This window comes from Sediminibacillus albus, assembly GCF_900101125.1.
In the GTDB taxonomy this organism is placed as follows: domain Bacteria; phylum Bacillota; class Bacilli; order Bacillales; family Amphibacillaceae; genus Sediminibacillus; species Sediminibacillus albus.
Window position 1 is genome coordinate 201407 of the sequence record NZ_FNFL01000002.1, and the last position, 24512, is coordinate 225918.

A 24512-nucleotide genomic window follows, 5' to 3' on the forward strand; every position below is an offset into this window, starting at 1 on the left:
ATAATATGCCAATTTTATTTTCTTTTGGATTAACATGCAATTTAAAAACTGCCAAAAATGATTTAGTTACTTGGAATAGTTATTCTAAAGCCAGCTTGAAAGATCATATTTATACTTTTACTGGCTTTCACGCTGATTTTAATGGCGGGACTTCGACAGTAATAGAAAAAGCCGGGGGAGAAGTATTAGGTATCGCATTTGACATAAATGAAGAGCAAATTGAAATAATTAAGAAAAATGATTACGGATATCAATTAAAACAAAAAGAAATCTATATAGCCGATAAAAAAGTCACTGCTTATATTATGGAGCCATTGGTTATCGAGGAATTATCAGAACCTTCACTATCGTACTTTGAAGGCGTAAAAACAGCCTTATCTCAGCATTACCCTAAGGAGATCGTAAGCAGGTATCTAGACAGAGCATTAAAGCGAACTAAAAAAACGGGTATCAATTTACAAAAATACAATCCTAAAAGTTATAAAAATGAATATGGGTCCTTGTTAAGGCGAATTTATCCCTGGGAAACTACCCTAAATTCACCTTTCGGTTCAGGAATTATTATTGTGCCTCCAGGCGAGTCAACAGAACCACACTGTCACGATGAGGAAGAGACCTTTATTATTTTAGAAGGCGAAGGTGTAATAAATGTGGATAATGAAAAGGAAAAAGTATATTCAGAAGACGTAGTTTATTTTGAACCATTTTCAGTTCATTCTCTTTATAATAGCGGAAGTAAAGACCTTAAATTCTTAGCCATTTGGTGGGGCGCCGTTGGAGTTGAACAATACTCACTTGAAAACAAACACTGGAAGCAGTAAAAGGAGGAAATTTCATGGATAAAATATATGTTACCGCCACACCGCCTACACCTAATGGTGATCTTCATATCGGCCATTTAGCTGGACCTTACCTGGCTGCTGACATTTATTCAAGGTTTAAGAAAATGCAAGGACATGATATTTCTTATATTACTTATGGAGATGACCACCAAAGTTATGTACCAACCACTGCTAACAATAAGCAAGTAGATCCAGTAGATTTAGTAGAGGTAAATAACAAAATTATTAAAAACACCTTAAGTTCAGCTGATATTGAAATTGATTTGTATAAAACCCCACTAGGTAATGATAAGCACATTAAATACGTACAATCATTTTTCTTAAAACTATATAATAACGGAAAACTAAGAAAAAAGACTAAAGATATATTGTTTTGCGATCTATGTGAAATGTATTTATTTGAATCTTTTGTTAAAGGGTTATGTCCATATTGTAAAAGTAAAGCATCAGGGAATTTGTGTGAAGCTTGTGGCCAAATAAATGATCCTACTGAGTTGATCAACCCTAAATGCACGATATGTAACTCGGCACCTGATACTACTCAATATACAGGTCTCTTTTTTCCAATAAATGATTACAAAAAAGAGCTACTAGAATTCTTCACTTCAAGAGAAACTTGGAGGGAGCAGCTGATTGAATATTGTAAATACATTACATCAAAAAATATCCCTGATTATCCGGTTACCTATCCTGCAAATTGGGGAATTCCAGTTCCAGTACCAGAGTTTCAGGGGCAAGTTATTAATGTGTGGTTCGAAATGTATCCTGGTATTTTAGAAAGTATAGAATCGGCCAATATCTACAACGATTCGTACTATAAACAACAAGATGATCACACTTTAGTTCAGTTTCTTGGCTTTGACAACAGCTTCTTTAATTCCTTTTTGCATCTTGCGAGTGCATTTGCACTTGACGAAGACTCTATACTACCTGAACATATAATTACTAATTATTTTTATCTACTTGAGGAAAAAAAATTTTCAACTAGTCAAAACCATGCCTTGTGGGGAGAAGACATATTGAGGGATATACCATCAGATAATTTAAGGTTTTATTTATCTTTAACAAATCCCGAGCATATGCAAACAAATTTTTCTCTTAATAAATTCTATGAGATAAATAATAAAATGGTGGAAGACTGGGAAGTGGTAATCAATAATTTCATAGACACCATAAATAACGAATTTAATGGTTTAGTACCCAAAAATAAACGAATACAGTATCAAGCTTCTTGTATAGTAGCCAGAACTAAAAATAACTTAGAGAAATACTATGATTTAAATCAATTTAGTTTAAGAAAAGCTGCATTCGAGTTAAATGATTATATTGATTCACTTATGAATTTTTGGAAAGAGAAAATTTTGCCTTCAAGTAAAATAGACTATGATTTATATAAGCATTATTTATCCGATTTTAGCTACCTATTAACATCTCTAGCATTTTTTGTTTATCCCATAATGCCAAATTTCTCAAAAAAATTAATACGTAATTTAGGAGCAAGTTCTTCTGATTTATCATGGGAAAATATATTGAAGGTTCACACCTGTCAAGAGATTGGTAATGAGACTCAATTTTTCTTACCAGTGCTTTATAGGAGCACTAGATGAAAAATTTAAAAGTGCTAAAGTTTGGCGGAACTTCATTACGTACAAGGTTTGATAAGAAAAAGATAATAGAAGTGATAGCTAAAGAACGAGAAAACGGAAACGATATCATTATTGTGGTTTCTGCAGTAGGAAGATTAGGAGATCCTTACTCTACAGATACCCTGCTAAGACACATAAAATATAGTGAAGTCTCGTCTCGAGAAATTGCATTGATTTCTTCCTGCGGGGAAATCATATCTAGTGTAATTCTAAGTTCTCACTTAAATAAAAATGGTTTCAAATCAATTGCTCTGACAGGTGGGGAAGCAGGTATAATTACTTCAAATAATTACTTGGATTCAACAATCTTAAATATTGATGGAGAAAGAATTCGAAGTTCAATAAATGAAGGATTTATACCAATAATAACGGGTTTTCAGGGTAATACAGAGCTAGGTAATGTAACGCTTCTTAGTAGGGGAGGGAGCGACGTTACTGCTGCAGCATTATCTAGCTTTCTCCATGCAAATCAACTAGATATATATACGGATGTTCCTGGGATTATGACGACAGATCCGAAAGTTTTAAACTCTGCTAAAACTTTAAAACATCTTAATTATCATTTGGCTTTAGAAATAGCAGATAACGGTGGAAAAGTTATTCACCCTGAAGCCATAAGATGGGCTGAAAAAAATAATATAAAAATAAAGATTAAAACATTAAAAGGGAAAACAGAGACCACCATAAGTCAATATGGAGATCACAGTATAACACCTGGTAAAATTGTTTGTGTTACTTCTTATGATATGGATGAAAAAAGACAAAAAGTCACTATCATTGGTAATGATTTAAACCAAAACAAAGAACTTCACAGCTATATATCGCATTATGATATGAATATTCAATCTTTATCATTTTTTCAGGACAAGATTGAATTAGTATTACCAAAGACAAATGCAACTAAATGTCTGAAAAATTTTCACGATAATTTCATTTAACATTTAACAACTCAATCCTTATGGCATTGAGTTGTTTTTTATTATTTAGAAACACTAATATATCAACCTCCAAAGATAAAAGGTTGCGTATGCTTCATATCCCTTCCAAGGGGCTGCAATTTTCCTTATTTTATCTATTGGTGGTTTTTCTTCTAAATTACCTGCTAATTTAATTGCATTGTGCAACCCCACATCGTTTATTGGAAAAGCATCAGAATACCTAACACATCTTAACAAAACGTAATGAGCAGTCCAGGGACCAATACCTTTAATTTCAATCAGTTTGTTCACAGCAGACTCAATATCACTAAAACTTTTTAACATGTTTTTTGTTATTTTTCTGTTTACAACAGCCATAGCAACTTCTTTAATATATTCACACTTTCTTCTGGACATGCCTATTTTGAATAATTCGTCTACATCCTCAGAAGCTATCTCTTTTGGTGACGGAAAATTCCAGTATTCTTCCCCGTTATAAACAGTTCTCTCTCCATACTTTTTAATAAATCTATCTTTCAATTTGGAAGCAAACACCAAATTAATTTGCTGTCCCAATACTGCCCAGACAAAAGTTTCGAACAGGTCAGGGATTCCTATAATTCTTAAGCCATAGAATTTTGTTATAGAATCTTTTAAAAACTTATCTTTTCTAGCCATATGATAAAAATGTGTTACATTTGTATCTAAATCAAACCAGTCCCTAACATAATTTGTAACTTTTTCCACGTGTAAATTAATGTTTTCTAAATCTATAGCTTTAATTTCTAAGGACAATTGTCCTTTTTTTACTTCCCATATTCTGATAAATAACTTATCTCCCTCTATTACTAATATCTTTTTTATACTATTTTTATCAGTAATATATAGTGCATCTTCTTGGTTTCTTAAATATTCTAGATTTACTGAAAAAGAAAAATCGTTAGGACACTCAATGATTACCTGTTTTGATTTCATATAATGTCTCCTTTATCCAATCTAATTATAGATAAATTTAACATATCTAAATTAACAATAATGTTGTTATCTTGCTTTTATATCCTAATTAACTTGTAGTATGAAAAATATTTACATAAACTGGGTTATAAATTATAAATGAAGGAAGGATTTGATGGTGTGAATGCTTCATACTGGAGCTATTGGAATCATAACAAAAAATGGGCGATTATTTCATATGTAGGATCATCAAATGAAATGTATATAAAAACCTCTAAATGGACAGTAAACTCACAATATAGAAGCATACAAAATGAGTCCAAATTAAAAAATGACAAAGTTCATTTATGGGAGTACTTCGCTCGAAAAAGAACTAATTTCACGCCAAATCTGGGAATCTACGGAACCTCATTAGAAGTGGGAGTAAGGTGTAAAAATGACTAATAGAACGATAACAATATCTCAAGGTATAAGCCTGTATATCGCAGCAATACTAGGTTCTGGAGTATTGTTTGTTTCAGGAATTACCGCTTCAATGGCTGGCCCTGCTTCGATTGTATCGTGGGCTATTGTAATATTATTTAGTTTCCCATTAGCATATAGTTTTGCGAGTCTAGCAAGAGATTTTCCTGATGCAGGTGGTACAGCAACTTTTGTTAGAAAGTCATTTGGATATCACTTAGGAAATATTGTTGGTTGGTTTTATTTTGTTACTGCTGCGGTTGGCCAAACTATTGTTGCACTAACAGGGGCATTTTATTTGAGTAGAGCTTTTGATTTTGGATTATTTGGTGAGGTTTTGGCTGCAGTCATTTTACTATTAGTAGCTGGAAGCTTTAATTATTTTGGGATGGAAGTAAGTGGAAAAGCCGCCTTGATTATTAGCACAAGTTTATTAATTTTGCTTATTATCACTATAATTGTAGCTCTTCCGAATGTTTCATTACTTAATTTTCAACCTTTCTTTTCTGAAGGATGGTATTCAATAGGGTCTGCAATAACCGTCATATTTTGGGCTTTTTTTGGATGGGAGGCAATATGTAATCTTTCATCTAGCTTTACAGAGCCACACAAAAATATAGTTAAAAGTTCAATGATTAGTGCAGTTATCATTGGAATCTTATTTTTATTCCTTAGTTTCGTTACAATTGGTACAGGAACTTATGGAAATGCTGAAAGCGATTTTTCTCCTGTGGCTATTATAATACAAGATACACTTGGCATAGGAGCAAAGGTTATTACTGCAATATTAGCTTATTTAATTTGCATAGGGACATCAAACGCTTTTATCGCAAGTCTTACTCAGTTGGGATATTCTTTGAGCAGAGACAAAGCCTTTCCGCGGTTACTATCTAAAATACATCCCTCTGGTGTGCCAAGAAGGATGGTAATTTTTTCAGTAGGATTTGCTATTAGCGGGATAATTATCACGGTTGCGTTATCAACAACATTTAATGATTTACTTTTTATTCCTACGTCACTTGGATTAATTGTATATGCTCTCACAATGCTTTCTGGTATTAAATTATTTAAATTAAAAAGTAAGCCATGGATTTGTTCTTTAATATCATTTGTATTTATCTTATGTGTGATTCCTTTTTTTGAAGTATATTTACTTGTGCCTTTGGCAGTGCTGGCTTTTTATTTTATTTATATGCTAATTGTTAAACAAAGTTAAATATATTTGTTTAGTATCGCTTTATGTCGCAAGGAGGATCTTCAAGTCCCTCGTAATAGGGACAATGCCTTTCATACCGAAGTGTCTTCTCCTTACCAGTGTTATGAACAGTGGCTTGGAGGAACCATTATCACGATGTATTTAAAAAGGAGGAGCACTCTTGAAAATGGTCACTTTCTTGAACGCATTCTAGAATATTCGTCGTTCCTGTTCCCTTCTTGAAAAAACAGGAAGATATTAGGATTGGCCAAAGTGTAAGCGATTACTTATAATATGGATATAAAGGGATTAAAACGGCATTAACCAAAAAGGGGTGGGAAAAATGGAAGAAGTAGTGATTGTTGGCGCAAAGCGGACGCCGATTGGTGATTTTTTAGGGAGTCTAAGGAAGCATAGTGCTGTTGATTTGGGGACAGCCGCTCTTCGGGCTGCTATCCAGGACGCAGGTATAGATCCTTTGTTAATCGACGAGGTTGCCGGCGGACAGGTCTATCAGGCTGGCTGTAAAGGGAATACAGCCAGACAAATAGCGCTGGCTTCTGGCTGTTCGGAGGAAACCGTGGCTATGACGATAAATCAGCAGTGTCCTTCCTCTTTAAGGGCAGTCGAAATAATAGCGCAAAATATTAAACTGGGTAAAATAACTGCTGGTGCGGCGGCTGGGTATGAAAGCATGACTAACGTTCCCCACCTCCTGCCAGGAGTCCGGTCAGGGCATAAACTCGGAGGCGGAAAGATCCTCGATTCTTTGTTTCATGACGCACTGATCGATGCGTTTAATGGCTATCATATGGGTATTACAGCTGAGACTCTTGCTGAGGAGTACCAGATTAGCCGGAAGGAGCAGGATGAATTTGCGCTGCAAAGCCACCAGCGGGCCTGCCATGCCATAAATGAGGGAAAGTTTAACGAAGAAATCGTCCCACTCGAAGTAAAAGCGAAAAAAGGCATTACCAAGCTCTCGACTGATGAACATCCGAATTCGGACACGAACCTGGAAGTCTTATCCACTTTAAAACCGGCATTTAAGGACGGGGGAACAGTTACCGCCGGGAACGCATCGAGCTTGAATGACGGAGCTGCGGCCATCATTCTGATGAGTAAAACAAAAGCAGAGGAGCTTGGCTTACAACCACTGGCCCGCATTGTCGCTTCTGCTTCTGCTGCGGTCAGTCCTAAGCGGATGGGGATTGGGGTTGTTCCAGCCGTGGAAAAAGCTTTGCATTTTGCACAGTTAGATAAGGAAGCTATTGATTATTGGGAAATCAATGAGGCATTTGCTGCCCAATTTTTGGCAGTCAATCGAGAACTTCAGCTTGATTTAGAGCGGGTGAACGCAAATGGATCTGGAATATCGCTTGGCCATCCTGTTGGCTGTACAGGCGCACGTCTCTTAGTTTCTCTGCTGACGGAAATGGAATATCGCGGCGACAGGTATGGCTGTGCCTCACTGTGTGCAGGGGGCGGGCCGGCAGCAGCTATGGTTATTGAAAGGCTAGATGGTTAATTGGCATTCGGAAGGACCTGGGGCATACCATAAATCTACTTTTAAAAGCCGAACGATAACAGCATATCAAGTCTTAAAAGGTCCTTTTCAAGTATTCGGTTGTTGACGAAATGGGATATAAATGGCAATGGAATAGTGGGTGATTCCTTAATAGCGTTTACCGTATAAGCGCTAATACACCGCGTCTCGAGTGAATCATAAGGATTGTGCTGAAAACAGTCGCAGACTTTAAGTGGAGGAAATCCACGGGGACTCCTACGGGAGGAAAGGCCTCGGTGAGACCCCGTAGAGCGCTAGCTCGAGGAGGCTCACCAGCCGCCCGCGGAAAGCGCAGTGTATTTCCGTAGCGGTTATCACTCAAGGTAGTAAGAACAGCCCGTCAGCGCTGTCAGAATACATGAACTCCAGGGGGAAAAGCACGAGTCTGAAGCCACGGGAAGAAGCGTGCCCACGGAAAGCGAAGTATGCTGCCTGTGCAATTCCCTCCTACCAATAGAGTTGTTACTCCGCTGTTTAAATGAAGCATTATCGAACGAGTTCGAATGGTATTCGAATCACGTTCGATTTTTGCTTTGGCCTTCTATACTTTTGTCCCAATCTCTTTCTTATTTCACGGTTTCATTACTATCTTTGGGACTATAAGATTACAATACTGAAATAACATAACACTTTATTTAAAAAATATTGACAAAATAATTCAGCGTCACTATAATGAAGGTAACTTAAGCATGGAGGAATCGTATGCCTTACGTAGTTGGAATAGATGGAGGAGGCACAAAAACAACTTGTTTGTTTAAGCCGGTAAGCAATAATTCTCTTAAAGCTGCCAGCAATACCCAATCCGTAACAGGACAAGGAACAAATCCGCATATCATCGGATATGACGAAGTCAAAAACAGATTACAACAACTTTTGTTGCAAGGGATGAAAGCGTTTTCTGTTAATCCTCGAGAGATAGAAGCTGTTTGCTGCGGGTTGGCCGGAGTCGGGCGAAAAGAAGATGAACAGCGGGCGGAAAAGGTATTAAAAGATATTATTCCCTCTCTTCAATTTTCCGAATCTTGCAAATTCAGGGTTTGTTCTGATTCCTATATAGCGCTGCGGGGAGCCATGCAGCCAAGTGAAACAGAAGGGGTTCTAGTCATTTCAGGCACAGGCTCGAATGCTTTAGGGATGTCCAGGACGGGAGCTATATTTAAAAGCGGCGGCTGGGGTCACATTTTGGGGGATGAAGGCAGCGGTTATCAAATCGGTTTACAAGCATTAAATAAAGTGACAAGAGCATATGATGGAAGAGACAAGGATACGATGCTTACCAGATTGATCTTAGAAAAACTCCAGCTGCAAAAGGTAGAAGAACTGGTCAGTTACATATATGGGAACAAGCAGGAAAAGAAGGATATTGCCACATTCGCAGAACTGGTGATTGCTGCCTCGGAACAAGGAGATGAGATTTCCCTTGAAATAATTCGTCAAGCAGCAGCCGAACTAACCAACCATGTGGAAAGCTTATTTCTGAAAAATCAAGATTTCAATCAACAAACACCAATCTGCACTACAGGATCGATATTTAAATATTCTAAGCTGTTGACAAGCAGCTTTAGGGAAGGCTTGCAGCAAAGAAAACTAGGAATCTATCAGGAAGCTTACGGCAGTCCAGTATTCGGGGCTGCAATTACTGCAGAAGAGTTAATCCATCCATTTCGAAAGTAAGGTGTTGAGCATATGGAGCTATCAAGTTTAATGACAGAACAACGAAACATTAACAGCATGAACCTTGATGAAATGTCTACGGGGGAAATTTTACGAACGATCAATAATGAAGATAAAAAGGTGGCGCTTGCCGTTGAAGCAGCCCTCGCTGATATTGAAATAGCCATTGAACATGTTTATGAGGCATTTGTGAAAGGCGGGCGCCTTTTTTACTGTGGTGCAGGAACTAGCGGGCGTTTAGGATTCATTGACGCTTCTGAATGCCCGCCAACGTTCATGACCCCTCCGGATATGGTCCAGACGGTGATGGCTGGGGGAGATAAAGCGGTCAGCCGGGCGGTGGAAAACTCCGAAGATGACGAGCAGCAGGGTGCAGAAGATTTACGAAGCCGAAATATTACGGAAAACGATGTCGTCATAGGCATCACTGCCAGTGGACGGACGCCATATCCGATTGGAGCTTTGAAATATGCCCGCCAAATCGGGGCATTTACAGTAGCTTTATCCTGTAATGAACATGCAGTCATTAGTCAATATGCTGACTGTCAAATCGAGGCTGTTGTCGGTCCAGAGGTCCTGACAGGATCGACCAGACTGAAAGCAGGGACGGCCCATAAAATGATCCTGAACATGATTAGCACGACTGCAATGATTAAGCTCGGCAAAGTTCAGGAAAATCTCATGGTGGATGTCCATGCCAGCAATTATAAGTTAATGGATCGGGCCAGGCGGATTATTATGGAAATAACCAATGTTTCCTATGAGCAGGCGGACCAAATGCTTGAGGCTGCGAATAAAGAAGTCAAGCCGGCCATTGTCATGATTGAAGCTGGCGTGTCATTAGCTGAAGCTAAGGCAGCGATTCAAGAGAGCAAGGGGTATGTCAGAAAAGCAATCGACTACGCCCAAAAGCAATATAAGTGATGGTTTGGAACAGCATGAGCGGAAGCAAGCTCTGTTCATGCGTTTCACATAAATTAATGATACAAAGGGGGCAATTAGTTTGGAAAAGTTGATGAAAGGTCCTATTTGGTTTTTGTCGGCAGCTATTCTGATATTAGGATTGATGCTGGCAGGTTGTGCACCAGGAGCCAGCAGCGGTGATGATGCTGAAGAAGAACCGTCAGAAGGTACAAGTGAAGAAGGTTCATCAGGCAGTGATGAAAGCAGTGGAGAAGGGGAGATATCCGGTGAGCTTGAAATTCAGTACTTTGTAGGTGGCTACGGAGATTCCTGGTGGAAAGAAGTTATCGGTGATTTCAAAGAAGAGTATCCTGACGTAACTGTTACGGAACATGCTGGTCCTAACATAAATGAAGAAATGAGATCGCGCTGGGTATCAGATGATCCGCCTGATGTTGTTTATATCGACGGTGCTGGTTCCAGTGAAACTCAGATGGTAGAAGACGGCCAGCTGATGAATCTGACAGACTGGGTTAAGGATGTAGAGGTCGATGGTTCTCCGCTGTTGGACAATTTCATTGTGGAACCAGCCACATATGATGGGGACATTTACAGCCTGCCGCTTGTATTCGATACATGGGGCACCTGGTACGACAGAGCTTGGTTTGAAGAAGAAGGCTTTGAAGTACCGGAGAATTTTGAAAGCTTCATGAGTTCTATGGATCAAATTAGCGAACAAGCAGATATTGCACCATTTGTTACTACTGGTCAGCACCCGTATTACTTCTTGAGAGGTGTTCTATACCCGGCATTTTCAGCTGCAGGAGGCGAAGAGCTTCTGGCAAGCGTAATTGATGGGGAAGAAGGCGCATGGACAAGCGAGCCTGTACTTGAAGTAATGAAAAAGGTAGAAGAAATGCAGAAGGCAGGGCATATTGATCCAGGCTTTGGAGCGTTGAATCATACCCAGTCTCAAATGAACTTCCTGCTTCATGAGAATGCCTTTATTCCGGTCGGTTTCTGGCTGCCGAATGAAATGGCAAATGATGTACCGGAAGGTTTTGAATTTGGATTTATTCCATCTCCTATGCAGGATGCAGGCGACCCATTTGCAATTGTTCCGGATTTGCGTCCGTTGGCTATAGCTGAACAAGCAGAAAATCCGGAAGCAGCCAAAGCATTTGTTGAATTTGTTTTTAATAGAGAGTATGCGACATTATTCTCTGAACATACAGGAGCAATGATGAACATTACAGAGGTTGATTTATCTAGTAATGAAAATGTCCCGCCGTATTTAAACGAGGCAAACAAAATGATAAACGATCCAGAACAAGTACAAATCTACAACAAGCCGCATCCAATGAGCTCTGATTTGGAAACGCCGATCGGCAACTCATTGACCTCATTGATGCTTGGCAATATAACAGCAGAAGAATTTGTGGAAGAAGCAGAAGCTGCGGCTGCAGAATACCGCGGTGAATAATTTATAGAGTTGCATTTAATGGTTGGAATGTAAAGGCAAAGTTGACGTCTTTGCATTCCAATTTCATTTATAAAGTGTGTCGGTCTCTAAAAGAATGATTTGCAAAAATTAAGGTATTCGTTATATAACGAGCGAGTGCCAATCATGGGGACAATTTCCCGCCGAATAGCGTGCACTACTATTATCTGGATTGAGGGCAATGATTGTGCGTCCAAAAAAATAAAGAATTACGAAAGAAAGGGTGGTTACATGGTACAGTCCAAAAAACAGAAGTATTTATTTCTGGCTTTTTGCCTTGTTCCGACTTTGGCGATATTTTCTGTTTTTACGTTATATCCATTATTTAATGGGTTATATTATTCCCTATTTTCCTGGTCTGGCTCCTCATCAGCTGCGGAATTCATCGGGCTGAGCAATTATACGAAATTGTTCAATGACGAGATTATCCCAAAAACGATTTATCATGATTATTTTCTTGTTGTAGCCAAAGTTATTGGCATCATGATTTTAGCGACCTTTTTCGCGGTTGCTTTAACCCAGCTTCGTATTAAAGAAGCACCGTTTTACCGGATTGTGTTCTTCTTTCCGAACATCATGTCTGTGGTGGTTATCGGGATTCTGTGGATGTTTATTTACAATCCGAGCTTAGGGCTGATTAACTCAGGCTTGGAATTCCTTGGCTTAGATAGCTGGACGAGGCCTTGGCTTGGGAACGAAAATTGGGCCCTTCCAAGTTTAGTATTGCCCTCGGTGTGGGCTGGAATTGGTTTGTTTATGCTGATGCTTATGGGCGGGATATCCAATGTATCCAAAAGCTACTATGAAGCAGCAGAAATAGATGGAGCCAATGAATGGCAGCAATTTTGGAAGGTGACACTGCCGCTGATATGGCCGCAAATAAAAATATCGATCCTCTACATAGTCATCACTACCTTAAACGGGTCTTTCATCATCGTGCAAGTAATGACCGGGGGCGGCCCTAATAACTCGACCCATGTAATGGGTTCCTACCTCTACCAGCAGGCTTTTCAGCAATATAACTTTGGGTATGGTGCCACTATTGGGGTCATGATTTTAATTCTTTCCTTGATTACCGTCCTGATTATGCAATTCTTTATGAGAAGAGAAAAAGTCGAGTATTAAGGGTGCATACAGGCAAAGGGAACCTGTTCGTTAATTACAAGTAAAGGAGAGAGTCCAGTGAAACGAAAAGGCAGCTTTTTATCTAGAATAGGCATTAGAATTCCACTTATCCTATGGACGCTTGCCGTATTATATCCGATTTTTTGGATGTTCATAGGCTCGTTTAAATCAAATGCTGAAATATACGCTAATCCCTGGGGACTTCCACGCATATTTAATTTCCAAAACTTTTCCCAGGCATGGACTGAATATAATATTGATACAAGTGTGTTTAATAGTTTAATAGTTACCGTGTTAGGTGCTGTTCTGACACTGGTACTGGCTGTTCCAACATCTTATGCTTTAGAAAGAATGTTTTTTCGCGGAAACAGGTTTTTGTTTACTTTATATGTATCTGCTATGATGATTCCGACGGTATTAGGCTGGATTCCGTTGTTCTTTCTGTTAATGCAGCTTAATTTGCTTGATAATATATTCGGTTTGGCGATTGTCTACGCAGTCAGCCAGCTGCCATTCAGCATTTTCGTGTTATCCAGCTTTATGGGAACCATCCCGCGGGCATTAGAAGAATCTGCAGCAATCGACGGGCTGTCCCCTTATGGTGTATTATGGAAGATCATTACTCCATTATCTATGACTGGAATCATCACAGTGACCATCATGAATGCCATCCAGTTTTGGAATGAATATTTCATGGCGTTGATCTTTTTACAGAGCGAGGAAAACTATACACTCGCTTTAGCAATCGACTACATCAGTAATGAAGCAGAATACACGAATGCGTGGGGGACTTTGTTTGCAAGTCTCACAATCGCTATTATTCCGGTAATTATCCTGTATGCAATCTTCCAAAGACGGATTGCTAAAGGCATGACAGAAGGGGCAATTAAAGGGTAAGTCAATTTTCAGGTTTATTAAAAAGGATGAGAATGTTGAGAGAAAAACATACAATGAAAACCTCTCTTTCCGGCGGGCTTGCTATGTTAAATGAAGTCAGTCACAGACTTCCGCCCTCTGAAAGGAAAATAGCGAACTTTATTTTAGAACAACCCCATGAAGCAATTCATTGTACAGCGGCGGAATTGGGAGAACTTAGCTCTACCAGCAGCGCAGCGGTTATCCGTTTATGCAAATCGTTAGGCTTAAAAGGTTTTCAGGAACTGAAGCTGCGAATTACAGGGGATTTGCAAAAATCTCCTGATATTCAATACAGGGATATTCAACCTGGGGAAACTCCCGAGTCTATTGTAGATAAAGTAACGAATAATAGTTTGCAAGCTATCAAGGAAACGACGGAGTTTGTTAATTACGAAACGCTGGAAAAAGCCGTAACAGCCTTAAAGAATGCGGAGAAAATCCACTTGTTTGGAGTTGGTGCTTCCGGCATCATTGCCCAGGACGCCCAGCAGAAGTTTCACAGAATGAACAAAGCTACATCAGCTTTTACTGATATTCATAATGCTGCAATGTATATTGCCAACGTAAACAAGCATGATGTGGTATTTGGCATTTCTTTTTCCGGTGAAACGTCGGAAACAGCGAAAATAATGGAGCTTGCCAGGCAGAAAGGGGCAGTGACAATTAGCTTAACCCGTTATGGTTCCTCCCCGGTAGCAGAAAAATCAGATATTAACTTATATATATCAGCTTCCAGGGAAGTGCCTGCTCCGTTTCGCAGCGGAGCCACCTCCTCACGACTTGCTCAGCTTCATATGATTGATATCCTGTTCGTTAGCGTTGTTACCGATCAGTATGACAAGGCAGCCGATTATTTCAAAGAAATCAGTACAGCTATGGATTTCCTGAAGCAGCGTTGATCGACTATTAGCCAAAGAGGTTGGGACAAACTTATATAGTGGCCAAAGCAAAAATCGAACGATGATTCGAAATCTCTAACATTCGAACTCGTTCGATTTTTCTTTTCTATTGTTTCATATAACCCGCTGCTTAAACTTGCGCCGACTACTGGCGGGCACGGCCTCAGCCTCCTTGAAAATAAAGGAGCCATTTTCTGTCTGCGCTGGGCTGTTCTTACTACCTTGCATGACGACCGCTGCGGAAATACACTACGCTTTCCGCGGGCGGCTGGTGAGCCTCCTCGAGCTTGCGCTCTGCGGGGTCTCACCGAGGCCTTTCCTCCCGCAGGAGTCTCCGTGGATTTCCTCCGCTGAAAGTCATTGTACTTTTTTCAGCAGTACACAAATGCTTATAATTTACTTAAAATCGCGGTGTATTAGCGCTTATACGATAAAAACCACCTACTGTTACAGCGCAGTTTATCCATTACGTAATCAGTCGAATGCTTGTAGACGGCAAATTTAAAAATTCAAGTTCTGTGGTTGTTCGGTTTTTGCCCCTGAATTTATGTTATGGTCCAACAATTTTTTCATATATTGCCACGGTATTCCTTGGAGCTGGAATGAACGTGCTTTGGTCAAAAAGCAAGAGAAAAAGTATAGAAAGGGATGTTGAGATGAAGATAGGGTTGATTGGAACAGGAGGATTCAGCCGGATGCATGCTGGGCTGCTCAAACAGATAGAGGGAGTCCAAATAGCCTCTATTTGCGGCAGTTCATCTGCGAAAGCAGAAAATATGGCCGCTGGCTGCAAAGGAGCAGCAGCGTTCGGAAATGTCAAAAAAATGCTGGAAGCAGTAAAGCTGGATGCTGTTTATATTTGTGTCCCTCCGATGGCTCATGGAGATATAGAAAAGGAATTAATTCAATGGGATATTCCTTTTTTTGTTGAGAAACCGCTTGGTAACGATTATGAACTTCCGCGACAATTAGCGGCTATGATTGAGGAGAAATCGTTAATAACCTCGGTAGGCTATCAATTTCGTTACATGCAATCTGTTTACCAGCTAAAAAAATTACTTAAAGACCATAAAGTAGGTTTAGTGACAGGCAATTGGGGAGGAAGCATGCCTCAAGTTCACTGGTGGAGGGATCAAACCCAATCGGGCGGACAGTTTATCGAGCAGACGACCCACCTTGTCGATTTACTCCGTTACTTGCTTGGTGAAATAAGAGAGGTCCACGCTGTTTACGGGGAGCAGATCATCAAGGAAAAATATGAAGGTGTGACAGTTGCTGACATCGGCACAGTAAGCATGAAAATGGAAAATGGGATTGTCGCCAACTTAACGAATACATGTATCCTCCCCGAGGGAGTCGGGAACATCGAATTGGTATTTTATACAGACCAGGGGATCATTAAATGGTCACCCAAACAACTGAAAATCATAACGGCTGGCGAGGAGAAAACGCACTACTACGATGACAGTGGTTATTTAGAACAAAGTAAGACATTTTTACAGGCCGTGCAAACTGGGAACAGAGCAGGAATATTGGCTGGATATGCTGATGCAGCGAAAACCCAAAAAGCTACTTGTGCCGCATTGGAATCTTCGCGAAACGGACTGTCTGTTGTTCTCTGACGGCGTCAGATAGGACAAGCCGGGTTCACCAGTGTAATGTTTCTCCTCTTATATTTGAACAATCACACCTGTTTTTTATATATTCTAAATAGTATGACATTTGTTATGCTTATTATGAAATCGCTTACAAACTACGCTATAAGGCGGATGAGGGGGACGTTAAGTAATGAAGAAATCGGTGCTTATGCTTTTGGGGATGCTAATGGTTTTATGGCTTGCAGCGTGCAGTAACAGCGAGGAGACTTCCGGAGAGACAGGAGAGAGTTCAGGTGATGGCGAAATCACACTGCGAATGGCATGGTGGGGGGACCAGCCTCGGAATGATTATACTACTAAAGTTATTGAAATGTATGAAGAACAAAACCCCAACGTGAAGATTGAAGCTGAATATGCCAACTGGGATGACTATTGGCAAAAGTTATCGCCGCAAGCAGCCGCTAACGAGTTACCGGATATAATCCAAATGGATGTTTCATACTTAGCGCAATATGCACAAAGTAATCAATTAGCCGACTTGGAACCATTTCTCGGTGAACAAATCGATGTCAGCAACATGACGGAGGATTATGTTGACGGAGGCAAAATTGAGGACGGTATATATGGGATGAACTTAGGGGTAAACGCAGTAGGGTTCCACTACAACCCAGCACTGCTCGAGGAAATTGGCGCTGATAGTTCTGCATTGGAAGCTTGGACATGGGATGATTACAAATCCCTCGCTGATCAGGCGGCGGAAAAAGGAATCTATTTTGATACTGCCATGAAGGCGGATGTATTCTTTAACTATTATCTTCGAACACAGGGAAAACGTTTATACGCTGAGGATGGCAGCGGGCTTGGGTACGAGGATGACCAGTTGTTTATCGATTTCTTCTCCATGATGGCTGAACAAGTTGAAAAAGGAGCAACACCAACGCCGGATGTGATATCCCAGGTTACAGGTATTGAGGATGATCCAGTAGTAAAAGGGGAGGCTGTCGGGATTTGGCAATGGTCCAATCAATTCGTTGGTTTACAGCAGGTGGCAGACGCACCATTGGAAATATCTCCTATGCCGGGACCGAATGCGTCAGACGGATTGTATTTGAAACCGAGCATGTTTTTCTCAATTGCCAAAAATTCTGAGCATAAACAAGCTGCAGCTGAATTTCTCGATTTCTTTGTGAACAACGTTGAAGCCAACAAATTAATCCTAGGCGACCGCGGCGTTCCAGGCTCATCAGAAGTTAAAGATGCTTTAAAGTCTGAAATTTCGGAAGCTCAGCAGCAAGTATTCGAATACATTGAGTGGGCGGAGCAGAACAGTTCACCAATGGGAGCACCTGACCCGGCAGGAGCAGGAGAAGTTATTGAATTGCTTGATACCCTGGCTGAACAAATCAGTTATGGCCAGGTCACTCCTGAAGATGCTGCCTCAAACTTCAGAAACCAGGCAGAAAGCATGCTAGCCCAATAAAATCATAGGAACAAAGCGGTAGCTGGTCTTTCAAGGTCAGCTATCGCCCTTTATTGCCAGACTTTTAGGAAGGGGATTAAGTAAATGAATTCGCGACTGCAAAAAAATATGTGGGGCTACTTTTTTATCGGTCCGTTTATTATTGGATTTTTGTCGTTTACGATCATTCCGATGGTAGCCTCCCTCTATTTTTCATTTACAAAATATGATTTGTTTACTGCTCCGCAATGGATCGGGATTGAAAATTACAAAAAAATGTTTTCGGATGATCCGCGTTATTTTCAATCATTGAAAGTGACATTTATTTATGTATTAGGAGGAGTCCCTTTACGCTTATCCTTTGCTTTGCTGGTTGCTATGCTCTTGAACGCAGGATCGAGAGCCGTCGGCCTTTACCGGACGATGTACTACTTACCTTCCTTAATTGGCGGAAGTGTAGCGGTGGCCATCATGTGGCGCAATATATTCGGAGATGAAGGTATCGTCAACCTTGCTTTACAAGCGTTGGGTTTGGATGGAATCAGATGGTTTGGCGATCCGGGAGCAGCATTATGGATGCTCATTTTCTTATCGGTATGGCAGTTTGGCTCATCGATGCTGATATTTCTTGCCGGATTAAAATCGATTCCGCAAAGTTACTATGAGGCTGCAAGTGTTGACGGAGGGAACTACTTTCAAAAATTCGTTAATATTACACTGCCAATGTTAAGTCCTGTTCTGCTTTTCAACATTATTATGCAAACGATAGCAGCTTTCATGACGTTTGTTCCTGCTTTTATCATTTCCAAAGGTACTGGCGGTCCCCTGGATGGAACGCTTTTGTATTCCCTCTATTTATTTAAGCAAGGTTTTGAGTACTTTAATATGGGATACGCATCGGCGATGGCATGGGTTATGCTGTTAATCGTTGCATTCTTTACAGGTATAATCTTCTTAACATCAAAATACTGGGTCCATTATGAATCGGAGGGGAGGTAAACAATGTCATCAGCTAAACCACGGTATTTCATTTACCACATAGTAGTCGGAGGCTTTGCAGTCCTTCTGCTCTATCCAGTTATTTGGCTTTTGGTGAGTTCGTTTAAGGAGAGCGAGGACATCTTTGTGACAGCCGGTTCCCTGATTCCCAATCCGTTTACAACTTTGAACTATGCTCAGGGCTGGGAAGGATTTGGAGGCTACAATTTTGGGATATTTATTAAAAATACGGTTATATTTGTTGTATGGATGCTGGCCGGCCACTTGATTTCCTGTTCCTTGATTGCTTTTGGTTTTGCTAGATTGAATTTTTTCGGCAGAGGCTTTTGGTTTGCTATCATGCTAGTTACCTTAATGCTTCCTTACGAAGTTGTAATGATTCCGCAGTACATTATTTTTTCCCATCTCGGTTGGTTAAACTCTTTGAAACCATTGGTAGTACCAGCGTTTTTCGGACACCCATTTTTTATTTTCCTGCTCGTCCAGTTTATCCGGACGATACCGCGGGAGCTGGATGAAGCTGCTACGATAGATGGCGCCAATACCTTTCAAATCTTTTACAAAGTCATTCTTCCGCTAATTGTTCCGGCGCTTGCGACTACTGCGATATTTACGTTCTATTGGACTTGGGATAACTTGCTGGGACCTGTGCTTTACTTAAACAGCCCGGAAAAATACACAGTGTCAATGGCCTTGAATATGTTTTTGAGCAATGAAACAGTTTCCAACTGGGGGGCGATGTTCGCTATGTCGATTGTTACCCTTGTCCCTGTTTTTGTGATTTTCTTTATTTTTCAGCGTTATGTGGTGGAAGGAATCAGCACAAGCGGTTTGAAAGGATGACATTTCCAGGACGTACTATCATTCTCAGAGCGGTAGCAAGCGGGGCAGGCAAATGTTTTTATTGCAAAATTTCTTTAAAAGGCAGGAGGCAGGATGATGACAGCAGTAAGCAAAGCCTTAGATTGGATTACAAAAATGGCTTTTTTAAATATACTTTGGCTGCTTTTTTTATTGCCGGGTTTCGTTGTTTTTGGAATCTTTCCAGCGACATCGGCGATGTTGACCATTATTCATAAGTGGCTGAAGGGTGAAACGGACATCGCTGTATTCCGTACTTTCTGGACCACTTATAAGAAAGAGTTTTTCAATAGTAACAAACTAGGTTATTTACTTGCTGCCGCAGGTTATATTCTTTATCTCGATTTTGTGTTCTTGATATCGGCAGCGGATGATTTTTTCTTATATCTAACTGTACCTTATCTAGTTGTAACTGCTATCTTTCTGTTAACTGGATTGTATGCCTTTCCAATCTTTGTCCATTACCAGATGACGTCATTCCAAGTCATAAAGACGTCTTTCTTCATGATGCTTCTAAATCCAGTACAGACAATACTCATGGTGGTCAGCACACTAGGGATTGGTTACATCTTGTGGACTTTCCAAGGGCTGGCACTGTTTTTCAGCTTCAGCATCCTGGCGCTTGTCGTTATGATGCCTGCTAACCGTGCATTTGAAAGGATGAAGCTAAAGCAGCAGATGTTGCTGGCGAAACAGTAATGCACACTTTGCCCACTCCCTTTAGTTCAGCCAGGCGGGAGATTTTGCTTGTTTAGCTTTTGGCAGATGAAAAAAATCTTTAAACAGGAGTTATGGATATGAAAAAATATGTGTTAATTGGGACAGGCGGAAGAGCGGAATTTTTTTATGGAGCAATTGCCAGGGATTACCGGGGGACATGTGAGCTGGTTGCCTTCTGTGATATTAATCAGACAAGAATGAATTATGCTAATACATTATTGGAGGAGAAATACCAACACTCGGCAATTCCCACATACTTATCCAGCAGGTTTGAAGAAATGATTGCTTCAGAGAAACCCGATATTGTCATTGTTACTTCAATAGATCGATCGCATCATACGTATATCATCAGGTCCCTGGAGCTTGGCTGTGATGTCATTACCGAAAAACCAATGACGATTGATGAAGAAAAATGCCAGCAAATCATCGATACCATCCATCGTACAGGCAGAGAAGTCCGGGTTGCATTTAACTATCGGTATGCGCCCCATAATACGAAAATCCGGGAACTGATAAAAAATAATAGGATTGGAAAAGTAAATTCGGTTCATTTTGAATGGGCACTTGATACCCAGCATGGTGCTGACTATTTTCGCAGGTGGCATAGGGACAAACGAAACAGTGGCGGGCTGCTTGTGCATAAATCGACCCATCATTTTGACTTGGTCAATTTTTGGCTAGGCACCACACCAGATACCGTCTATGCTTCCGGTGGGCTGCATTTCTACGGAAGAGAAAATGCCGAGGCAAGAGGCGAGACGGAATTCTACCAACGTGCCTATGGTAGTGAAAAAGCCAAGAATGATCCTTTTGCTATACACCTAGAAGACAACCCCCATCTGCAGGCGATGTACCTTGATGCGGAAAAAGAAGATGGCTACCAACGGGACCAAAGTGTGTTTGGGGATGGCATCAGTATTGAGGATACGCTTGGTGTATTAGTGACATACAAAAATAAATCCATTCTCACCTATTCGCTAAATGCCTATTTGCCATGGGAGGGTTTTGTCGTTTCATTCAACGGAACGAAAGGAAGAATAGACGTCCGAATTGTTGAAAAGTCGTATGTTAACTCTGGCGGCAAAAAAAGCGAGGAAGGACAGCTGGAAGAAATGTCGATTATAGTCTCTCCGATGTTTGCTGATTCGTACCACGTAGAAGTCGAAGGCGGTGCCGGGGGGCATGGCGGAGGAGATCCTGCTCTGCTTAATGATTTATTTGGTGCGCCGGTAGATGATGAATTTAACCGGGCAGCTTCGCATATCGACGGAGCGATGTCGATTTTAACGGGAATAGCCGGGAATCAATCATTAAAAACAGGCAATGCTGTGAAGGTAGACAGCCTGATCAAATTTTAGAATTGGGCGCCAGTCACCGGTACAGCCGGAGATGAAGGGAGATACGTTTGTGTTAGAGGGAAAATCAGCAATTATTACCGGCGGTGCTTCAGGCATGGGGAGGGCTGCGGCTCTCCGGCTTGCCTCAGAGGGAGCGAGGGTTTGTCTGCTGGATACCAATCAGGAAAAGTTAACTGAAGCTAAAATGGAAATTGAAAAAAATAATGGCATTGCGTGGAGTTTTGTTTGTGATATATCTCAGCCAAAACAAGTGCGTCAGGCGGTGGAAGAAGCTGCAAATGGGTGGGGGCGGATAGATATTGTCTTTGCTAATGCAGGGATTGTTGGGGTGTTAGCTCCGATTGAAACAATGGATGAGGAAAACTGGGAAAAGGTTATGAACGTCAATTTGACAGGCACTTTTTTGACGGTAAAATATGCCATTCCATACTTAAAGAAACAAGGCGGCAGCATTATTATCACCAGTTCGGTCAGCGGAAACAGGGTTTTTTCGCAATCAGGGTTTTCCGCCTACTCCAGTTCAAAAGCAGCACAGGCAGCGTTCGCTAAAATGGCAGCCTTAGAACTTGCTAAATATAATATCCGCGTAAACGCCATTTGTCCAGGAGGCATTAATACTGATTTTGGCCAATCGATTAAAAGAGCTCCAGATTTGGAAAAAGTCAGCATTCCTGTCACGTTTCCAGAAGGGGATAAGCCGTTGGAAAAACGGTCAGGAAAGCCCGGCCAGATAGCTGATCTTGTACACTTTTTGGCGTCTGAAGCGTCCGAGCACATTTCCGGTACAGAAATATTTATCGATGGAGCCGAATCCCTTCTGCGCGGCTGACAGAACAAGGAAGGCTGTAAATTATCGTCCGTTGACAGGATTTGAATTTTGGCAAAGGAGAGGTTGTTATGAAGCAAGTTTCCGAAGCAGTACCGTTTATTGCTTACGGAGGGGACTATAATCCAGAGCAATGGTCAGAAGAGGTCTGGATCGATGATGCTCAAAAAATGCAAAAAGCTGGTGTCAATCTTGTCTCTGTAGCTATATTTAGCTGGGCCGTCCTGGAAAAGGAGGAAGGAGTCTTTAACTTCGCTTGGCTTGATAAGGTCCTTGACATTTTACATGAGCATGGGGTTGGTGTATGTCTTGCCACGGCTACTGCCTCAACCCCGGCTTGGCTGTCCGCAAACTATCCAGACGTCGCAGCCGTCGATCAAAATGGCCAGCCCTATAACTTTGGATCGAGACAGCATTACTCTCCGAATAGCCCGACATATAAAAAAGCAGTAAAAAAACTCGTCCGTAAGCTGGCTGAGCGCTACTGCGGCCATCCTGCGCTGAAAATGTGGCACATCAACAACGAATATGGCTGCCATGTCTCTGAGTGTTACAGCCGTTATTCCACAGCAGCGTTTAGGGAATGGCTGGAAAATAGATACCAGTCGATGGACGAATTAAACGAACGATGGGGAACCAATTTTTGGAGCCAGCGATACAACGATTGGGAGGAAATTGAACTGCCTGTGCGTTTAGCAACATTTTATAACCCAGGACAAATGCTAGATTATAAACGGTTTATGAATCATGCAATCTTCCAGCTTTATAAAATAGAAAAAGAGATACTAAGGGAAGTGACGCCTGATGTCCCTGTGTTTACTAATTTCATGTATCAGTTTAAGCCGCTTGATTATTTTGAATGGGCCGAAGAACTGGATGTCGTCACCTGGGATGCGTACCCTGACCCTCGGGAAGGGATACCTTACTCCTCTGCCCTTCATCACGATTTGATGAGAAGCTTGAAACAGGGACAGCCGTTTTTATTGATGGAACAGGCTGCTTCCCATGTGAACTGGCGGGATATCAACCTTACAAAAGAGCCAGGTATTATGCGGTTATGGAGCTATTCGGCTATCGGACACGGAGCAGATGGGATCATGTTTTTTCAGTGGAGACAGGCGAAAGCGGGGGCGGAAAAATTCCATAGTGCAATGATTCCCCACTCGAATAGTGAGGAAAGCCGTGTATATCAGGAAGTAAAGCAGCTGGGGCAGGAGCTGAAGAAATTGAATTCTCTTGTCGGGGCAAGAACGACTGCAAAAGTGGCAATCGTGTTTGATTGGGAAAATTGGTGGGCTGTTGAATTAGAAGGAAAACCCCATAATAAATTAGCGTACATGGAACAAATAAAACAGTACTATAAAGTTTTTTATGATCAAAATCTTGCGGTGGACTTTGTGCGGGCGCAGGACGATTTGTCCGGTTACGAATTGGTGGCAGCCCCAATGCTGTACATGATTAAACCAGGGGATGCAGAAAATTTGGAGCAATTCACAGCTAACGGTGGGACTTTGGTGGTTTCCTTTTTTAGCGGCATTGCCGATGAAAACGATCGGATTCACTTGGGAGGCTACCCGGCCCCGCTCCGAAGACTGCTGGGTCTCCGCGTGGAGGAGTTTGTACCATATGCAGAGGAGGAATCAAAGACCATTGTATACAATGGCCAGAAAGCAGAAGCCTTCACATGGACAGATATCATAATGCCGGAAGGGGCAGAAGTAGCTGCCTATTATGAAGATGGCTGGTATATGGGAAAGCCTGCTATTACAAGACACACCTATGGAAAAGGAAAGGCAGTGTATATAGGGACACAGCCGGAATCGGTATTATTAGAGAGGTTGTTGGGTGAATTGGCAAGCGGAAAACATCTTAAAGCACCGTTACACGCTCCCCAGCATGTGGAGATTTTACGAAGGGATTCGGATGACTACAAGCATTTGATTATTGTGAACCACAACGATCATGAGATTGAGCTTGATCTCGAGCAGGGTGTTTCTTATACAGATTTATTATCCGGCGAGCTGCTGGAATCAAGCCTGTGTATCAAGGCAGTCGATGTAAAAATCCTCCGCTTCTAAAGCATACCAT

At 41.2% G+C, this 24512-nt stretch carries 20 protein-coding genes and 1 pseudogene; 20 read left to right on the forward strand and 1 reads right to left on the reverse strand.

Features of this window, described 5'->3' with window-relative positions:
- Window positions 1-5 precede the first annotated feature (5 nt).
- The 3 genes from BLR93_RS07100 to BLR93_RS07110 are packed head-to-tail and all read left to right on the forward strand — an operon-like array spanning window position 6 to window position 3426.
- Window positions 6-821 carry a cupin domain-containing protein gene (locus tag BLR93_RS07100; protein ID WP_093212721.1) on the forward strand — a complete coding sequence of 272 codons (816 nt, stop codon included), beginning with the start codon at window positions 6-8 and terminating at the stop codon, window positions 819-821.
- 14 nt (window positions 822-835) lie between these two features.
- Entirely contained in the window at window positions 836-2449 is a 1614-nt protein-coding gene (locus BLR93_RS07105) for a class I tRNA ligase family protein (protein WP_093212723.1), read from the forward strand.
- A complete protein-coding gene (locus BLR93_RS07110; protein WP_093212725.1) occupies window positions 2446-3426 on the forward strand; it encodes an amino acid kinase family protein in 981 nt (326 codons plus the stop codon). Before BLR93_RS07105 ends, BLR93_RS07110 begins: the two co-directional genes overlap by 4 nt.
- Before the next feature lie 54 nt (window positions 3427-3480).
- On the opposite strand, the gene BLR93_RS07115 is transcribed toward BLR93_RS07110, so the two are convergent.
- Window positions 3481-4380 (reverse strand): DNA-3-methyladenine glycosylase family protein, encoded by a 900-nt coding sequence (locus BLR93_RS07115; protein WP_093212727.1) that lies wholly within the window; start codon window positions 4378-4380, stop codon window positions 3481-3483.
- Window positions 4381-4795: 415 nt separating this feature from the next.
- Here BLR93_RS07115 and BLR93_RS07125 point away from each other — a divergent pair, with 415 nt between their 5' ends.
- From BLR93_RS07125 to BLR93_RS07200, 17 genes and pseudogenes are all read left to right on the forward strand, one after another.
- Entirely contained in the window at window positions 4796-6037 is a 1242-nt protein-coding gene (locus BLR93_RS07125; RefSeq protein WP_093212731.1) for an APC family permease, read from the forward strand.
- A gap of 27 nt (window positions 6038-6064) precedes the next feature.
- Window positions 6065-6238, forward strand: a pseudogene (locus BLR93_RS18255) (IS256 family transposase); the annotation flags it as partial.
- Between the two features lie 121 nt (window positions 6239-6359).
- Window positions 6360-7544 carry a thiolase family protein gene (locus tag BLR93_RS07130; RefSeq protein ID WP_093212732.1) on the forward strand — a complete coding sequence of 395 codons (1185 nt, stop codon included), beginning with the start codon at window positions 6360-6362 and terminating at the stop codon, window positions 7542-7544.
- A 741-nt stretch (window positions 7545-8285) separates the two neighbouring features.
- Entirely contained in the window at window positions 8286-9257 is a 972-nt protein-coding gene (locus BLR93_RS07135) for an N-acetylglucosamine kinase (RefSeq protein ID WP_093212734.1), read from the forward strand.
- Between the two features lie 12 nt (window positions 9258-9269).
- On the forward strand, window positions 9270-10181 hold the full coding sequence (gene murQ / locus BLR93_RS07140) for an N-acetylmuramic acid 6-phosphate etherase (RefSeq protein WP_093212736.1): 912 nt from the start codon (window positions 9270-9272) through the stop codon (window positions 10179-10181).
- Window positions 10182-10323: 142 nt separating this feature from the next.
- Entirely contained in the window at window positions 10324-11643 is a 1320-nt protein-coding gene (locus BLR93_RS07145) for an ABC transporter substrate-binding protein (RefSeq protein ID WP_425440929.1), read from the forward strand.
- Between the two features lie 249 nt (window positions 11644-11892).
- Window positions 11893-12786, forward strand: coding sequence for a carbohydrate ABC transporter permease (locus BLR93_RS07150; protein ID WP_093212738.1), 894 nt, complete (start codon window positions 11893-11895; stop codon window positions 12784-12786).
- 57 nt (window positions 12787-12843) lie between these two features.
- A complete protein-coding gene (locus tag BLR93_RS07155; RefSeq protein WP_093212740.1) occupies window positions 12844-13683 on the forward strand; it encodes a carbohydrate ABC transporter permease in 840 nt (279 codons plus the stop codon).
- A 53-nt stretch (window positions 13684-13736) separates the two neighbouring features.
- On the forward strand, window positions 13737-14603 hold the full coding sequence (locus tag BLR93_RS07160) for a MurR/RpiR family transcriptional regulator (protein WP_093213457.1): 867 nt from the start codon (window positions 13737-13739) through the stop codon (window positions 14601-14603).
- 656 nt (window positions 14604-15259) lie between these two features.
- Window positions 15260-16225 carry a Gfo/Idh/MocA family protein gene (locus tag BLR93_RS07165; protein ID WP_093212742.1) on the forward strand — a complete coding sequence of 322 codons (966 nt, stop codon included), beginning with the start codon at window positions 15260-15262 and terminating at the stop codon, window positions 16223-16225.
- Window positions 16226-16391: 166 nt separating this feature from the next.
- Window positions 16392-17681 (forward strand): ABC transporter substrate-binding protein, encoded by a 1290-nt coding sequence (locus BLR93_RS07170; protein WP_093212744.1) that lies wholly within the window; start codon window positions 16392-16394, stop codon window positions 17679-17681.
- Window positions 17682-17765: 84 nt separating this feature from the next.
- The gene (locus BLR93_RS07175) at window positions 17766-18659 is read left to right on the forward strand and encodes a carbohydrate ABC transporter permease (RefSeq protein ID WP_093212746.1); all 894 of its coding nucleotides are present in this window, start codon (window positions 17766-17768) and stop codon (window positions 18657-18659) included.
- A 3-nt stretch (window positions 18660-18662) separates the two neighbouring features.
- Complete coding sequence (locus BLR93_RS07180) at window positions 18663-19502, forward strand: carbohydrate ABC transporter permease (protein WP_093212748.1); 840 nt, start codon at window positions 18663-18665, stop codon at window positions 19500-19502.
- A 96-nt stretch (window positions 19503-19598) separates the two neighbouring features.
- Window positions 19599-20219, forward strand: a complete 621-nt coding sequence (locus BLR93_RS07185) for a YesL family protein (protein WP_093212750.1) — start codon at window positions 19599-19601, stop codon at window positions 20217-20219.
- Window positions 20220-20311: 92 nt separating this feature from the next.
- Entirely contained in the window at window positions 20312-21598 is a 1287-nt protein-coding gene (locus BLR93_RS07190) for a Gfo/Idh/MocA family protein (RefSeq protein ID WP_093212752.1), read from the forward strand.
- 31 nt (window positions 21599-21629) lie between these two features.
- Window positions 21630-22427: an SDR family oxidoreductase gene (locus tag BLR93_RS07195; RefSeq protein WP_093212754.1), complete on the forward strand. Its 798-nt coding sequence runs from the start codon at window positions 21630-21632 to the stop codon at window positions 22425-22427.
- 68 nt (window positions 22428-22495) lie between these two features.
- A complete protein-coding gene (locus BLR93_RS07200; RefSeq protein WP_093212756.1) occupies window positions 22496-24502 on the forward strand; it encodes a beta-galactosidase in 2007 nt (668 codons plus the stop codon).
- Window positions 24503-24512 lie beyond the last annotated feature (10 nt).

What these genes read in the sequence shown, in the direction of transcription:
- BLR93_RS07100 (WP_093212721.1), top strand. Translation starts at nt 6, where the DNA reads ATGCCAATTTTATTTTCTTTTGGATTAACATGCAATTTAAAAACTGCC.
- BLR93_RS07105 (WP_093212723.1), top strand. Translation starts at nt 836, where the DNA reads ATGGATAAAATATATGTTACCGCCACACCGCCTACACCTAATGGTGAT.
- BLR93_RS07110 (WP_093212725.1), top strand. Translation starts at nt 2,446, where the DNA reads ATGAAAAATTTAAAAGTGCTAAAGTTTGGCGGAACTTCATTACGTACA.
- BLR93_RS07115 (WP_093212727.1), bottom strand. Translation starts at nt 4,380, where the DNA reads ATGAAATCAAAACAGGTAATCATTGAGTGTCCTAACGATTTTTCTTTT.
- BLR93_RS07125 (WP_093212731.1), top strand. Translation starts at nt 4,796, where the DNA reads ATGACTAATAGAACGATAACAATATCTCAAGGTATAAGCCTGTATATC.
- BLR93_RS07130 (WP_093212732.1), top strand. Translation starts at nt 6,360, where the DNA reads ATGGAAGAAGTAGTGATTGTTGGCGCAAAGCGGACGCCGATTGGTGAT.
- BLR93_RS07135 (WP_093212734.1), top strand. Translation starts at nt 8,286, where the DNA reads ATGCCTTACGTAGTTGGAATAGATGGAGGAGGCACAAAAACAACTTGT.
- murQ (WP_093212736.1), top strand. Translation starts at nt 9,270, where the DNA reads ATGGAGCTATCAAGTTTAATGACAGAACAACGAAACATTAACAGCATG.
- BLR93_RS07145 (WP_425440929.1), top strand. Translation starts at nt 10,324, where the DNA reads ATGCTGGCAGGTTGTGCACCAGGAGCCAGCAGCGGTGATGATGCTGAA.
- BLR93_RS07150 (WP_093212738.1), top strand. Translation starts at nt 11,893, where the DNA reads ATGGTACAGTCCAAAAAACAGAAGTATTTATTTCTGGCTTTTTGCCTT.
- BLR93_RS07160 (WP_093213457.1), top strand. Translation starts at nt 13,737, where the DNA reads ATGAAAACCTCTCTTTCCGGCGGGCTTGCTATGTTAAATGAAGTCAGT.
- BLR93_RS07165 (WP_093212742.1), top strand. Translation starts at nt 15,260, where the DNA reads ATGAAGATAGGGTTGATTGGAACAGGAGGATTCAGCCGGATGCATGCT.
- BLR93_RS07170 (WP_093212744.1), top strand. Translation starts at nt 16,392, where the DNA reads ATGAAGAAATCGGTGCTTATGCTTTTGGGGATGCTAATGGTTTTATGG.
- BLR93_RS07175 (WP_093212746.1), top strand. Translation starts at nt 17,766, where the DNA reads ATGAATTCGCGACTGCAAAAAAATATGTGGGGCTACTTTTTTATCGGT.
- BLR93_RS07180 (WP_093212748.1), top strand. Translation starts at nt 18,663, where the DNA reads ATGTCATCAGCTAAACCACGGTATTTCATTTACCACATAGTAGTCGGA.
- BLR93_RS07185 (WP_093212750.1), top strand. Translation starts at nt 19,599, where the DNA reads ATGACAGCAGTAAGCAAAGCCTTAGATTGGATTACAAAAATGGCTTTT.
- BLR93_RS07190 (WP_093212752.1), top strand. Translation starts at nt 20,312, where the DNA reads ATGGATATGAAAAAATATGTGTTAATTGGGACAGGCGGAAGAGCGGAA.
- BLR93_RS07195 (WP_093212754.1), top strand. Translation starts at nt 21,630, where the DNA reads ATGAAGGGAGATACGTTTGTGTTAGAGGGAAAATCAGCAATTATTACC.
- BLR93_RS07200 (WP_093212756.1), top strand. Translation starts at nt 22,496, where the DNA reads ATGAAGCAAGTTTCCGAAGCAGTACCGTTTATTGCTTACGGAGGGGAC.